The organism is Ramlibacter sp. (genome assembly GCF_035706265.1).
Taxonomy (GTDB): Bacteria; Pseudomonadota; Gammaproteobacteria; order Burkholderiales; family Burkholderiaceae_C; genus Ramlibacter.
The window spans coordinates 13988-27081 of sequence record NZ_DASSVG010000445.1 but is presented as its reverse complement, the minus strand read 5'-3'; the positions used below and the strand labels follow the sequence as shown (position 1 = coordinate 27081).

Sequence of the window (13094 nt, the reverse complement as noted above, 5' to 3'; positions counted from 1 at the left end):
GCTTCGGTGCCGGCCGCCCCCGGCGGCACGGCCGCGCCGACGCCACCCATCGCGCCGACCACGCCGGCGACGCCCGGCGCCACCACTGCGCCCGCGACGCCGGGCGGCGCCTCGGCGCCGCGGCGGTGAGAACCCGGGAGGCTGCCATGTCCCCCGCTCCCTTCGCCGCCGCCCTGCTGGTGGCCCTGGCCTCGCCCGCGTTCGCGTGCGGCGTGTGCGCCGAAGACAAGATCGCGGCCACCTACGACCACGCGTCGGTGCGCGAGGCGCTCGCGCGCGGGCGGGTGGTGGTGTATTGCGAGGTGGCCGGCCTGGCCGACGTGCAGCGCGCGCGCAAGGCGGCGGCGCGGGTGCGCGGCGTCGATGCGCGCAGCGTGCGCGTGTCGGCGCAGCCCTCGGCCGTCTCCTTCGTGCTCGATCCGAAGCAGCAGTCGGCCCAGGCCGCCGTGCTGGCGCTGCAGGCCGCGCTGCCCGCCGGCGCGAAGCTGGCGATCCTGAAGGTCGAGCGCTAAAGGATCAAGCCGCCGCCACGCCGTTCACGAACGCGTCGGCCAGCTTGCGTCGCAGCAGCTTGCCGGTGGCCGTGCGCGGCAGCGCGGGGATCTCGTGGAAGGAGCGCGGCCGCTCGTGCGGGCGCAAGGCGCACGTGCGTTCGCGCAGCGCCTGCTCGACGCCGGCGGCTTCGCCCGGCTTGGCGGCGTAGAACAGCACCACCGAGTCGACGCCGTCCTCGTCCGGCACGCACACCACCGCCGCCTCGAGCAGGCCGGGGATGCCTTGGGCGAGCTTCTCCTCCAGTTCCACCAGGTTGACCCAGCGGCCGCGGATCTTGACCAGCGAATCCTCGCGGCCGGCGAAGCGCCAGCCGCCGCCCTGCGTGTGCACGAAGAGGTCGGCCGGACAGAAGGCGCCGCCGCGGAAGGCCTGGGCCTGCGCCGCCGGGCGATCGAGGTAGCCGCGCGCGAGCGTCGAGACGTGGAAGCTCAATCGCGTCGGCAGGCCCGCGACGGCCGCCTCCGGATCGAGCGGATGCACTTCGACCCCGGGGGAGGGCTGCAGGCCGTCGTCGCCGTCCTTGGCGGTCAGCACCAGCACCAGCGTCTCCGAGGCGCCATAGCCGTCGGTCATGGGCAGGCCGGTGGCCTTGTGCCACGCTTCGCGCAGGCTCGCCGGCAGCGTTTCACCGGCCGACACGCACTTGCGCACGCCCGCCACGGCGAGCGCCGGCGCCAGGCCCGCATGCAGCAGGTTGCGGTACAGCGAGGGCACGCTGAAGAACACCGTGGGCTGCTGCCGCTCCACCGTCGCGGCCGCGGACGCCGCCGTCGGCCATTGCGGATCGAGGATCACGGTGGCGCCGATCTTCAGGCCGGCGAACAGGCTGTTGGTCTGCGGATAGGAGAAGAACAGGCGCGAGGTGGCGAACAGGCGGTCGGCCGCCGTGATGCCCAGGCGCTCGCGCGAGACGCGCTCGATCTCCAGCGCGAAGCGGTGACTGTGCACGACGGCCTTGGGCTTGCCGGAGGTGCCGGAGGAATGGCACCAGAACGCGGGCGTCTCCTCGTCGGCGGACTGCGCGGGCACCGGCTCGGCGGCCGTCACCTCGCCGCGGCCCGGCTCCAGCAGGACCACGCGGCTGTTCCACGGCGCCGGCGTGTCGTCGGCGTGTTCGGCCAGGATGATGGTGAAGCCCGCCTCGTCGAGGATGTAGCTCCATTCCGGCGCGGGGATCTGCGGATTCACCGCCACCGCGACGCCGCCGGCCCAGATCGTGCCGAGGAAGGCCACCACCCAGTCGATGCCGTCCGGCAGCTTCACCGCCACCCGGTCGCCGGGGCGCAGCCCGCGCGCGTTCCACGCACCGGCCGCGCGCGCGACACGATCGCGCAGCTGCGCATACGTGAGCTGCTGCTCGCCGCAAACGAGGGCGACCTGCGCGTCGTCGCCCTGCGCGAGCAGCAGGGCCGCCGCATTGAGCTGCTGCACGGCCTGGGGTGCGGGCGCTTGCGGCGGCGGCTGCGTCGCGGGCGGGGAGCGGCGCGCGCGCCATTCCTCGTAGGCCTTCGCCAGCAGGTCGGCGTGCTCGCGTTCCTCGGCGCCGAGCTCCAGGTACAGGCGCTGCTCCGAGGAGCCGGCCGGCGCGATCGCCGCGCGCATGCGGAAGAAGGCCGCCGCGCGCTCCTCCAGCGCGATGGCGATGCGGAACAGGTTGTCGGGATCCTCGGGCCGGTGCTCCACGTGGGCGAACACCGCCGCGAGCTCCAGCCGGAAGCTGGGCGAGGGCTCCGGCACCTCGACGCGGTAGCGGTCGCTGAGCGCCTCCATGTGGCCGCCTTCCATCACGGCGAAGCGCGCGAACAGCTCGCGCAGTTCGTCGTCGGCGCATTCCGCCGCGGCGCGCTGGTAGAAGGCGCGTCCGCCCAGCTCGATCTCGAAGGCGAGCCGCACTGCGTCCTGCGCCGCGCGATCGGGTCCGAGCCGCCGCGGCTCATGCAGCAGCGCCATGCGGCCGCCGCAATGCGGGCACAGGCCGTAGGGGAAGGCGAAGCCCTGGCTGATCCTGCCGCAGTCGGGGCAATGCCACTGCGTGGGCGCGTTGGCGCAGCAGGAGGACGCGGCTTCGGTATCTGTCGCGATGCGGACCATGGTGCACTCTCTCCACGCGAGGCGGTGTTCCGGCCCGCAGCAGGGCACGGCGAGGCCCGCAGCTGCGGGCACGGGGGGACTTTGTCTCCTGCTTTGTCTTTCTTGTCGGCTGCGCGTGGCAGTAAACAGCGCGCGCGCCGGGCGCATGTTGACGTGCCTCAAGGCTTGCGCCGGCCTCAGGGTCGATCCCGAGGTGCATGTGCGCGCGCTGCACCCTTGCTGCACTGCAACTCGTTGATTCCATTGCAGATCCGCGCCGCGCCTCGGCGGGGGTGCATGTCGCCGATGTACTTCGCGGCTCCGCGCGATCCGGAGCGGATCGCGCAAGTGCTTGTCGCCAAAGGAGAAAGCACGGTTCGCGCGGTGTGGCACGGCTGATGCTCAGTACGAGGCAAGCAAGACCAACAGCCGAAGATCATGAAACCCGCCGCCAGGATCCTGATCGTCGATGACGAAGAAGTCGTCCGCCTCAGCTACATGCGCATCCTGGCCGGCGCCGACTGCCAGGTGAAGGCGGTCTGGACCTGGGAGCAGGTCGCGCAGGCGATGGAAGAACAGGCGTTCGACCTCGTGCTGCTGGACCTGCGCATGCCGGGCATGGACGGACTGGAGGTGCTGCGCGAGCTCAAGGCGCGCTGGCCGGACAGCGAGGTGATCATCATCACCGGCTATCCCACCCTCGCTTCCGCCAAGGAAGCCGTCTCGCTCGGGGCCTACGACTACCTGACCAAGCCCGTGGGGCCGGCCCAGGTGATCGCCGCGGCCAACGCAGCCATGTTGCACAAGCACTGGGCCCTGCACGCCGAGCGTGCGGCCGAAACGAATCAGGAAAACAGAGCTCCTGTAGCGGCCGGGTTTCCGTCAAACCCGATTCATTAGGGGAACATCATGACAGCACTGCGCAGACTTCTCGTCGTCGACGACGATCCGGTGGTGGGAGCGAGCTTCAAGCGCGTCCTCTCCGGCAAGGGCTACCTGGTGGTCGCGGCCGAAAACGGGCAGGAAGCCCTCGAGCGGCTGAACACCGAGAAGTTCGACGCGGTCTTCACCGACCTGCGCATGCCCGGCATCGACGGGCTGCAGGTGGCCGAGAAGATCCGCGCCGCCCAACCCTGGACGCCCGTGGTCATCGTCACGGGCTACGGCTCGCCGGCCAGCGAGGCGCGCGCCCGCGCCGCCGGCGTGAGCGAATTCCTGCACAAGCCGCTGTCGCCCGAGATGATCGAGGACAGCGCCGAGAAGGCCGTGCGCACCGTGCCCGAAGGTCAGGCGGCGCCGCGCGAGGAACCGGACCTGGCGGTCAGCCCCACCGCCATGCCGGCCTCCGCGGTGCCCGCCGCCGAGGCGCCCGCCCAGGGCGGCCCGCTGCGGATGCTGCGCAACATGGCGCTGTTCCTCGCGGCGCCCTTCATCGGCCTGCTGTACGCGGTGCTGCTGCCCTTCGTCGGCCTCGGGATGCTGGCCTGGGTGGCGATCAAGGGCAAGAGCGAGGGTGAAGCCGCCGAAGCGGCTGCGGCCGCACCGACGGCACCTGCCGAGCCCGCCATCGTCGAAGCCGCCGCCGTCATCGAACCCATGGCGCCGATCGCGGCGGAACCCGAGAACCGCGGCATCGGCGGTGCGGCCAAGGTCGCCGCCGGCATCGTGGCCGCTCCCTTCCTCGGCCTCGCGTGGATCGTGCTGGCGCCCTTCGCCGGCCTCGCCGCCCTGGCCTGGATGGCAGCCAAGTCCGTGTTCGTGCGGGCCAGCTGAAAGGCGCGACGCACACGCCCCGACGGAGAAGAACATGACACGCAGCCACCGACCCCCGCTCGTCGCCTTCGCGGCCGCGGCCCTGGCACTGGTTTTCAACCTGGTGCTGGGGCCGGCGCACGCCGCCGACCCGGCCGACGCGAAGCTTTCGAAGGAAGACCAGGCCTGCCTGGACTGCCATGCCAAGCCGGGCGCCCGCAAGACCCTGGCCAACGGCGAGACCCTGTCGCTCTACATCGCCCCCGACGCCTTCGCGAATTCCAGGCATGCCCGCGAAGGCTGCGAAGGCTGCCACTCGCAGATCGACACCGACACGCACGGCAAGCCGGGCAGCGAGCAGAAGCTGGCCAGCAAGCGCAGCCACGCGGTGGAGTCCACCGAGACCTGCCGCGACTGCCACCAGAAGACCATGAAGAAGTACGACGACAGCGTGCACTGGGCGCTGGTGAAGGCCGGCAGCGCCAAGGCACCGCTGTGCGCCGACTGCCACAACCCGCACGCGACGCGGTCGATGAAGGAAGCCAACGCGGCCGACAACGCCAAGTGCCAGCAGTGCCACGAGAAGATCTCGGACGCGCTCACGGCCAGCGTGCACGGCACCGACGGCGAGAACCTCGAGTGCAAGGACTGCCATCGCACCCACGACGTGAAGGCCGCCACCGTCGGCGACCACCTGCGCGGCCAGTGCCTGTCCTGCCACAAGGAGACCGCCACCAGCCATGCGAAGTGGCTCCCCAATGCCGGCCGGCACCTCGAAGCCGTGTCCTGCGCGGCCTGCCATACGCCCAATGCGGCGCGCCGCGTCGACCTGCGCATCCACGAGGCCCAGGGCGAATCGAAGCAGGCCGCCGAACAGGTGGGCGTGCCGCAGTTCGTGCAGCTGGTGAGCACGTCTTCCGCCAGCACCGGCGGCCTGGACGGCCGGGCCCTCTGGAGCCTGCTGCAGGACCTGAGCCGCGGCAACGGCGGCGACAGCAAGTCCTTCGTGCGCGGCCGCCTCGAAGTGCAGACCGGCGTCGAAGCCCACGCGCTGGCGATCAAGGGCCAGGCGGTGAAGGACTGCGCCACCTGCCACAAGCGCGGCGCCGCCGCCTTCCAGGCCGTGACCGTCAGCATGATCGGCGCCGACGGCCGCCCGGTGCGCAAGGGCGCCACCCAGGGCATCCTGAATTCCGTCGAATCGATCGGCTCCGTGAGCGGCTTCTACGCGATCGGCGGTACCCGCATCCAGATCCTCGACGTGCTGCTGCTGATGGCGGTGGCCGGCGGCGTGCTGCTGCCCGGCGCGCACCTCGCCATGAAGCTGCTGAGCGCGCGGCGCCGCAAGGCCGCCGAAGCCCGCGACACGTCCGACACCGACTGAGGAGATCATCATGAGCAAGGTCTATGTCCATCCGCTGCCGGTGCGCTTCTGGCACTGGGCCAACGTCGTCCTGTTCATCGTGCTGGTGGCCACGGGCGTGCAGATCCGCTACCTGGACCTGTTCGACTTCATGGCCTTCGGCACCGCGGTCACGCTGCACAACTGGGTCGGCTTCGCGCTGATCGCCAACTTCTGCATCTGGCTGCTGTTCTACCTGTTCTCCGACCGCAACCAGGCCTACCACCCCGAGTTCAACATCGTGAAGCTGGCCCAGGCCTCGTTCGAGCAGGCGAAGTACTACGGCTGGGGCATGTTCCGCGGCGAGCACAACCCGCACCGGATCGACCCGTACCACAAGTTCAATCCGCTGCAGCGCACGCTGTACCAGATCCTGATGCTGTTCCTGCTGCCGCTGCAGTTCGCCACCGGCCTGCTGATGTGGGACATCCAGCGCTTCCAGGGCTTCGTGGACCTGCTGGGCGGCATCCGCGTGGTCTCCACCGTCCACGTCCTGATCTTCGTCTTCTTCGTCTTCTACCTGTTCTTCCATCCCTACCTGGCCACCCTGGGCCACACGCCCACGGCGCACATCAAGGCGATGCTGACCGGCTACGAGGACGTGGAAGAAGAGCACCCCGTTTCGCAACCCGTGAACTGAGAAGGAGAGCAACCATGAGAGTCAAGACCTGCGCGGCTGCTGCGGCCGTCCTGTGCGCGTTCGCGCTGCCGGCCACGGCAGGCGTGGACAACGACGCGGCACTCAAGATGATGAAGGCCGACGGCTGCACCAAGTGCCACGCCGTCGACAAGGCCAAGAAGGGCCCGGCCTACCAGAAGGTCGCGGCCAAGTACAAGGGCAAGGCGGACGCGGAAGCGAAGCTGATCGAGTTCGTGACGAAGAGCCCGAAGGTCAAGCTCGATGACGGCAGCGAAGAAGACCACAAGGCCGTCTCGACGAAGGACGCTGCCCAGGTGAAGAACCTGGTCCAGTGGGTCCTGGCGCAATAGGGTAAGGCCGCCAGGAATTCATGCCCTGCCGCGACGGGGGTCGGCGGCAGGGCTTTTTTCTTGCAGCTACTCCGGCTACTCCTCGCCGGCGGTGTCGCGCACCCGGATGTTGTGCTTCTTCATCAGGGCCTGGAAGTTGGCCCGCTGCATCCCCGCGGCCTCGGCGCTGCGGGTGACGTTCCACACGTTGCGCTTCAGCGTCTCCTGCACGAACAGCTTCTCGATGTCCTCCACGGACTTCTCGCGCGCGATCTTCTTGACGTGCTTCAATTCCTCGGCGGTGCGCGGCACTTCCAGCTCGCTCTTCGGCGCGCTTTCCAGGATGCCGGCCAGGTGGGCCTGGCGCACCATGTCGTCGGAAGCCAGGATGGCCGCCCGCTGGATCGCGTTCTGCAGCTCGCGCACGTTGCCCGGCCAGGCGTGGTTCACCAGCAGGCTCATCGCGCCGTCGGAGATCTTCGGCACCGGCCTCCCCAGTTCCTGGCAGAACGCCTTGAGGAAGTGGAAGGCGAGTGCAGGGATGTCGTCGCGCCGCTCGCGCAGCGGCGGCACGTGGATCGGGAACACGTTGACGCGGTAGTACAGGTCTTCGCGGAAGGTGCCTTCGGCCACCATCGCCTTGAGGTCGGCGTTGGTGGCGGCGATCAGGCGCACGTTGGTCGCCTGCGTGCGGGTGTCGCCCACCGCCTTGAACTCGTGCTCCTGCAGCACCCGCAGCAGCTTGGCCTGGGTGGGCAGCGGGATGTTGCCCAGCTCGTCGAGGAACAGGGTGCCGTTGTTGGCCAGCTCGAACAGGCCGCGCTTGTGCGCCACCGCGCCGGTGAAGGCGCCCTTCACGTGGCCGAACAGCTCGCTTTCGAGCAGGTTCTCCGACAGCGTGTTGCAGTCCACCACCACGAAGGGCTGGTCCTTGCGCAGGCTGTTGTAGTGGATGGCGCGCGCCACCATCTCCTTGCCGGTGCCGCTCTCGCCGGTGACGAGCACCGTGCAGTTGGTCGGTGCGCATTGCGCGATCAGGCGGTACACCGACTGCATGGGCGCGCTGGCGCCGACGATGTTCTCGAAGCGGTAGCGCGAGCCGGCTTCCGACTTCAGCGTGCGGTTCTCCCGCAGCAGGCGCTGGCGTTCGATCGCGCGGTCCACCACCATCTTGAGCTCGTCGGGATCGAAGGGCTTGGGCAGGTAGTCGAACGCGCCCAGCTTCATCGCCTTGACGGCGGTCTGGATCTGCGACAGGCCGGTCATCATGATCACGTCGACGTCCGGGTGCCGCTCCTTCACGTGCTGCAGCACCTGCAGGCCGTCGATGTTGGGCATCATGATGTCCAGCACCACGATGTCGTAGCCGTTCTCGTCGATGCGCCGCAGCGCCTCCCAGGGGTCCAGCACCGAGTCGACCTGGTAGGGGTCGCCGTCCAGGATGCGGGTGCAGCTGCGCAGGACGATGTCCTCGTCGTCGACGATCAGGATGCGTGCTTTCATGCGGTGGTCTCCGGCGTGCCGTGCGGATGCTGCACGGGCAGGGCGGCCGGCAGGTAGATGCGGAAGGTGGTGCCGGCGCCGACGGTGCTCTCGACCTCGATCTGGCCGCCGTGCGCCTTGACGATGCCGTAGCTGACCGACAGGCCCAGCCCGGTGCCCTTGCCGACTTCCTTGGTGGTGTAGAAGGGATCGAAGATGCGCTGCAGGTGCTCGCGCGGGATGCCGCAGCCGGTGTCGCTGATGGCGATCTCCACCACCGGCTCGGGCGCCGAGCGCAGCGGCAGGCGGCGCGCGGCGTGCAGGTGCGTGCGCACCGTGATGCGGCCCGGGCCGGCAATGGCCTGCTGCGCGTTCACCAGCATGTTCATCAGCACCTGCTTGAGCAGGTCGCCGTCGGCGTGCACCGGGGGCAGCGCGGGATCGGCCTCGAGCGCGATCTCCACCTGCTGCAGCGCCGCCGAACGCTCGACGAAGCGCACCGTCTCGCGCGCGATCTCGTTGAGGTCGACCTCGGTCTTCTCCGGCGGCTTGTCGCGCGCGAAGTCCAGCAGCCGGCGGATGATGCTCGCGCAGCGGCGCGTCTCGCGGATCACCAGGTCCAGGTCCTCGGCGTCCTGGCTGCCCGCCGGCGCCTTCTGCCGCATCAGCGAGGTGAAGGTCAGCACGCCGGTGAGCGGGTTGTTCAGTTCGTGCGCGATGCCGGCGGCCAGTTGCCCGATCGAGGCGAGCTTCTCGCCGCGCGCCACCTCGGCCTCGGCGTGGCGCAGTTCCTCCGTGCGCTCGCGGACCTTCTCCTCCAGCGTCTCGACCCAGTCCTGCAGCTCCTGGTGCGATTTCTTGACGGCCACCATCATGGTGTTGGTGGACTCGGCGAGCTGGCCGAATTCGTCCTCCCCGCGCACGGGGATCGGCTGGTCGAAGTCACCGGCGGCGATGCGCTCGGCGCCACGCGCCAGGTCCTTCAGCGGGCGGTAGATCAGGCGGCGCAGCAGCCAGCCGGCACTGATCGCCACCAGCAGCACGAAGCCGATGGAGAAGATCACCATCTTCCAGACGTGATCGGTCAGCGTGCGGTTGAACTCGTCGAGCGAGTAGGTGATGTCCACCACGCCCAGCACGGGCTGCCTGGCCGGGCTGGCGTGGCAGCCGGCGCCTGCGCAGGAAGGCTCGTTGCGGATCACCTCCATGTTCCCGAGCAGCTGGTGGCGGTCGGGCGTCTCGAAGATGCGCCACTTGATCGCGTGCGGCTCGTCGCCCAGCACCTTCTTCGCGCCCTCGTGGCACTGGGAGCAATGCTCGGCGTCCTTGTCGATGTGCAGGCCGACCTCGCCCGGCGCGTTGGAGTGCGCGATGGTGCCGTTCTTGCGCAGCACGCGCACGCGCCGGATGCCTTCCTGCTTGCCGATGTCCTCGATGATCTTGTCGACGATCTCCGGCTCGTCCAGCAGCATGGCGTAGCGGGTGCTGCGCTCGATCACCTGGGAGAGCTGCGACATGTGCCTGACCATCGTGCGCAGCTGCTCGCCGCGCTCCTGCCGCACCAGCAGCACGATCAGCAGCGTCATGGCCGCCCCGAGCACCAGGGCCAGGTAGAGGCTGACTTTGAACTGGAGGCTTTTCGGCGACATGCCGGTTTCTTGCGGGCCGGCGGGACCCGGACGGGGGCGACACGCCGAGTGTGCGCGCCGGGGGCAAGGGGGCTTTTGATGGCACGCAAGGACCCCCGCAGGAGGCGGGGGGCGGCTGTTGCCGGGCGGCGACAGGCCGCCTACGCGGCGACGACGGCGATCGAGCGCGCCCGCAGCTGCCCGCAGCCGCCCTCCACGTCCTGTGCCGCCGACTGCCGCAGCTTGGTCAGGATGCCGCGCCGGTGCAGGGTGCGGGCGATCTCCGCGGCGCGTTCCCAGGTCGGGCGGCGGAAGGCGATGCCGTCCACCCGGTTGAAGGGGATCATGTTCAGCACGCCGTAGCGGCCGGTCAGGAGCCGCACGATGCCTTCGATTTCGTCCGGGCCGTCGTTCACGCCTTCCAGCAGCGTCCACTGGTACTGGATCGGATAGCCGGTCACGCGCGCGTAGGCTTCGGCGGCTTCCACCAGTTCAGCCGGCGTCATGCGCGGGGCGCGCGGCAGCAGCCGTTCGCGCAGGTCCGCCTTCGTGGTGTGCAGCGACAGCGCCAGCGCCGGCTTGACCCGCTCGCGCGGCAGCCGCTCGAACACGCGCGGATCGCCCACCGTGGAGAACACCAGGTTCTTGTGGCCGATGTTGCCGGCGGTGCCGAGCAAGTCGATGGTTTCCAGCACCGCGTCGAGGTTGTGGGCCGGTTCGCCCATGCCCATGAAGACCACCTTCTTCACCGGCCGACGGGCGCGGGCGAGCGCCACCTGGGCCACCATCTCGGCGCTTCCGAGCTGGCGCAGCAGGCCGCTGCGTCCCGTCATGCAGAACTGGCAGCCGACCGCGCAGCCGACCTGCGAGGAGATGCACAGGCCCTCGCGCGGGAGCAGCACGCTTTCGACGGTCTGGCCGTCGGCCAGTTCGACCAGCAGGCGCTCGGCGCCGTCCTCGCCGGGATGGACCGAGGCGATGCGGGCGAGGCCGCGCAGTTCGGCCTCGATCGCCGGCAGTTCGGCGCGCAGCGACGCCGGCAGGAAATCCTCGATCCGGCGCTTGCCACTGTCCTGCGGCAACGCGTTGGCCCAGAGCCGGAGGACCCGGTATTCGTGACTGGGGCCGGCGCCGGCGGCGCGCAGCCGCTGGCGGACGGTGGCGATGTGCATGGAGGCCCGATTGTCGCAAAGCGCGGCGCGCAGAGCCGGGCAGGGCGGTGCGCGCCATCGGGCAGGGCGGCTGTGCGCCCGCCGGGAAGCGGCAAGCCGGCGGTTACGATCGCATCCTCAGCACGGAACACGACCAGGACTCGATCTCATGAATCCGCTCAGCTTCGAGCGCCGGCAGGCGGCGTGATGGCGACGACGCAGCGACCCTTGACGCTCGGCGTGGTGGCCGACGACTTCACCGGGGCGACCGACGTCGCGAGCATGCTGGTGCGCGCCGGCATGCGCACCGTGCTGGTCATCGGCGTGCCGGCGGAGCCGCCGCCGCAGGCCGACGCGGTGGTGGTCGCGCTGAAGTCGCGCACCATCGCGCCGGCCGAAGCCGTCGCGCAGTCGCTCGCCGCCTGGGATTGGCTGCGGGCCGCCGGCGCGCGGCAGTGCTACTTCAAGTACTGCTCCACCTTCGATTCCACGCCGCAGGGCAACATCGGGCCGGTCACGCAGGCGCTGCTGGCGCGCACCGGCGGCGACTTCACCATCGCCTGCCCGGCGTTCCCGGAGAACGGCCGCACCATCTATCGAGGCCACCTGTTCGTGGGCGACCAGCTCCTGAGCGAATCGGGCATGCGGCATCACCCCCTGACGCCCATGACGGACGCCAACCTGGTGCGCGTGCTGCAGGCCCAGACGCAGTTGCGCGTGGGCCTGCTGGGGCACGAGGCCACCGGTGCCGGCGCGGAGGCCGTGCGCGAGCGCATGGCCGCCCTGCGCGCCGAGGGCGTCGCCGTGGCGGTGGCCGATGCCGTGCGCAACGAGGACCTGCTCGCCCTGGCCGAAGCCTGTGCCGACCTGCCGCTGGTGACCGCCGGTTCCGGCCTGGCGCTCGGCCTGCCGGCCGCCTATGCGACGCGGGGCTGGCTGCAGCCCGATGCCGCCGCCGGCGACACCGGCGCGGTGGGCGGCCTGGCCGCGGTTCTTTCGGGCTCCTGTTCCGCGGCCACCAATGCGCAGGTGCAACGCTGGCTGGACGACCGCCGGCCGGCCTGGCGCATCGACCCGCTCGCGGCGGCCGGCGAGGAAGCGATCGCCGATGCGGCCCTGGACTGGGCCGGTCCGCGGCTGGCCGACGGGCCGGTGCTGGTCTATGCGACCGCCAGCCCCGACGAGGTGCGGCGTGTGCAGCAGGCGCTGGGTGTGCAGCAGGCCGGCGAGCGGGTCGAGCGCATCCTGGCCCACACCGCGCGGCGCCTGCACGATGCCGGCGTGCGCCGCTTCGTCGTGGCCGGCGGCGAGAGCTCGGGCGCCGTCACGGCGGCCCTCGGCGTCGGGCAACTGCGCATCGGCGTCACCATTGCGCCGGGCGTCCCATGGTGCCGCGCAGCCGACCGTCCGCTGGCATTGGCGCTCAAGTCGGGCAACTTCGGGACGGTCGATTTCTTCGCCAGGGCGCTGGAGCTGCAGGCGTAGGAGGGGGAGCGCCTTCGGTAGGCCACGGGCGGAGGCCGGCGTTGTTGTCCCGCCGTGCGCTTCGGCCGCCTCACAGATGATTCGACATAATACGCATCGTATCAATCAAAAAGCCGGGTCAACGAAGGACGCAAGAACGCCCGCCAGTTACACCGACCCCCCAGCACGGCCAATCCCTTGTAAAAAAATGGGCGCCGCGGAATCGCCGCGGCCGATGATTGGGAGATTCCATGCACTTGATGACGCGACTTTCCGTCGTCGCCGCCGTCGCACTGCTGGCCGGTTGCGCCACGCAGAGCGGCCTGGCGCCGGGCGGCGGCAAGCACCTGGTCTACCGGGACAACGCCGGCAACGTGATCCGCCAGTTCGACTATCCGGACGACGCCTTCTGCCGCCGCGTCGAGGCGCTGGCAGGCCGCGCCGCGCGCTGCCAGCCCACGCCCGCGGCGGGCTTCCAGGCCCAGGCGACGTTGCGCTACAGCCCGCCGGGCGTGCTGGTCCAGGGCCACTACGCCGACATGGCGCGCTGCCGCGCCGACACCGGCACGATGTCGGCCGGCGTCGAACTGATCAACGGGTGCACCCCGCAGTAAGCTCGGT

At 70.3% G+C, this 13094-nt stretch carries 12 protein-coding genes; 8 read left to right on the top strand and 4 right to left on the bottom strand.

Annotated elements, in window-relative coordinates:
• Window positions 1-146: 146 nt before the first annotated feature.
• Entirely contained in the window at window positions 147-512 is a 366-nt protein-coding gene (locus VFM98_RS15895) for a hypothetical protein (protein ID WP_325110876.1), read from the top strand.
• A gap of 4 nt (window positions 513-516) precedes the next feature.
• Here the strand turns inward: VFM98_RS15895 and VFM98_RS15890 are convergent, their stop codons facing one another.
• Entirely contained in the window at window positions 517-2646 is a 2130-nt protein-coding gene (locus VFM98_RS15890) for an AMP-binding protein (RefSeq protein ID WP_325110875.1), read from the bottom strand.
• 417 nt (window positions 2647-3063) lie between these two features.
• Between VFM98_RS15890 and VFM98_RS15885 the strand changes: the two genes are divergently transcribed.
• The 5 genes from VFM98_RS15885 to VFM98_RS15865 are packed head-to-tail and all read left to right on the top strand — an operon-like array spanning window position 3064 to window position 6769.
• Window positions 3064-3525 (top strand): response regulator, encoded by a 462-nt coding sequence (locus VFM98_RS15885; RefSeq protein ID WP_325110874.1) that lies wholly within the window; start codon window positions 3064-3066, stop codon window positions 3523-3525.
• A 9-nt stretch (window positions 3526-3534) separates the two neighbouring features.
• Complete coding sequence (locus VFM98_RS15880) at window positions 3535-4398, top strand: response regulator (RefSeq protein ID WP_325110873.1); 864 nt, start codon at window positions 3535-3537, stop codon at window positions 4396-4398.
• A gap of 34 nt (window positions 4399-4432) precedes the next feature.
• A complete protein-coding gene (locus tag VFM98_RS15875; RefSeq protein ID WP_325110872.1) occupies window positions 4433-5761 on the top strand; it encodes a cytochrome c3 family protein in 1329 nt (442 codons plus the stop codon).
• Between the two features lie 10 nt (window positions 5762-5771).
• Complete coding sequence (locus tag VFM98_RS15870) at window positions 5772-6419, top strand: cytochrome b/b6 domain-containing protein (RefSeq protein WP_325110871.1); 648 nt, start codon at window positions 5772-5774, stop codon at window positions 6417-6419.
• A gap of 14 nt (window positions 6420-6433) precedes the next feature.
• Window positions 6434-6769: a c-type cytochrome gene (locus VFM98_RS15865; protein WP_325110870.1), complete on the top strand. Its 336-nt coding sequence runs from the start codon at window positions 6434-6436 to the stop codon at window positions 6767-6769.
• A gap of 75 nt (window positions 6770-6844) precedes the next feature.
• Here the strand turns inward: VFM98_RS15865 and VFM98_RS15860 are convergent, their stop codons facing one another.
• The 3 genes from VFM98_RS15860 to VFM98_RS15850 all read right to left on the bottom strand — a co-directional run bounded on the left by VFM98_RS15860 (window position 6845) and on the right by VFM98_RS15850 (window position 11030).
• Window positions 6845-8251, bottom strand: coding sequence for a sigma-54 dependent transcriptional regulator (locus VFM98_RS15860; protein ID WP_325110869.1), 1407 nt, complete (start codon window positions 8249-8251; stop codon window positions 6845-6847).
• Window positions 8248-9879, bottom strand: a complete 1632-nt coding sequence (locus tag VFM98_RS15855; protein WP_325110868.1) for a sensor histidine kinase — start codon at window positions 9877-9879, stop codon at window positions 8248-8250. The genes VFM98_RS15860 and VFM98_RS15855 overlap by 4 nt, the downstream gene beginning before the upstream one ends.
• 140 nt (window positions 9880-10019) lie before the next feature.
• Window positions 10020-11030 (bottom strand): RNA methyltransferase, encoded by a 1011-nt coding sequence (locus VFM98_RS15850; RefSeq protein WP_325110867.1) that lies wholly within the window; start codon window positions 11028-11030, stop codon window positions 10020-10022.
• A gap of 186 nt (window positions 11031-11216) precedes the next feature.
• Between VFM98_RS15850 and otnK the strand changes: the two genes are divergently transcribed.
• Complete coding sequence (otnK, locus tag VFM98_RS15845; RefSeq protein ID WP_325110866.1) at window positions 11217-12494, top strand: 3-oxo-tetronate kinase; 1278 nt, start codon at window positions 11217-11219, stop codon at window positions 12492-12494.
• A gap of 239 nt (window positions 12495-12733) precedes the next feature.
• Window positions 12734-13087 (top strand): hypothetical protein, encoded by a 354-nt coding sequence (locus VFM98_RS15840; protein ID WP_325110865.1) that lies wholly within the window; start codon window positions 12734-12736, stop codon window positions 13085-13087.
• The last annotated feature ends 7 nt before the right edge of the window (window positions 13088-13094 follow it).

What these genes read in the sequence shown, in the direction of transcription:
- VFM98_RS15875 (WP_325110872.1), top strand. Translation starts at nt 4,433, where the DNA reads ATGACACGCAGCCACCGACCCCCGCTCGTCGCCTTCGCGGCCGCGGCC.
- VFM98_RS15840 (WP_325110865.1), top strand. Translation starts at nt 12,734, where the DNA reads ATGACGCGACTTTCCGTCGTCGCCGCCGTCGCACTGCTGGCCGGTTGC.
- VFM98_RS15855 (WP_325110868.1), bottom strand. Translation starts at nt 9,879, where the DNA reads ATGTCGCCGAAAAGCCTCCAGTTCAAAGTCAGCCTCTACCTGGCCCTG.
- VFM98_RS15860 (WP_325110869.1), bottom strand. Translation starts at nt 8,251, where the DNA reads ATGAAAGCACGCATCCTGATCGTCGACGACGAGGACATCGTCCTGCGC.
- VFM98_RS15850 (WP_325110867.1), bottom strand. Translation starts at nt 11,030, where the DNA reads ATGCACATCGCCACCGTCCGCCAGCGGCTGCGCGCCGCCGGCGCCGGC.
- VFM98_RS15880 (WP_325110873.1), top strand. Translation starts at nt 3,535, where the DNA reads ATGACAGCACTGCGCAGACTTCTCGTCGTCGACGACGATCCGGTGGTG.
- otnK (WP_325110866.1), top strand. Translation starts at nt 11,217, where the DNA reads ATGGCGACGACGCAGCGACCCTTGACGCTCGGCGTGGTGGCCGACGAC.
- VFM98_RS15885 (WP_325110874.1), top strand. Translation starts at nt 3,064, where the DNA reads ATGAAACCCGCCGCCAGGATCCTGATCGTCGATGACGAAGAAGTCGTC.
- VFM98_RS15895 (WP_325110876.1), top strand. Translation starts at nt 147, where the DNA reads ATGTCCCCCGCTCCCTTCGCCGCCGCCCTGCTGGTGGCCCTGGCCTCG.
- VFM98_RS15870 (WP_325110871.1), top strand. Translation starts at nt 5,772, where the DNA reads ATGAGCAAGGTCTATGTCCATCCGCTGCCGGTGCGCTTCTGGCACTGG.
- VFM98_RS15890 (WP_325110875.1), bottom strand. Translation starts at nt 2,646, where the DNA reads ATGGTCCGCATCGCGACAGATACCGAAGCCGCGTCCTCCTGCTGCGCC.
- VFM98_RS15865 (WP_325110870.1), top strand. Translation starts at nt 6,434, where the DNA reads ATGAGAGTCAAGACCTGCGCGGCTGCTGCGGCCGTCCTGTGCGCGTTC.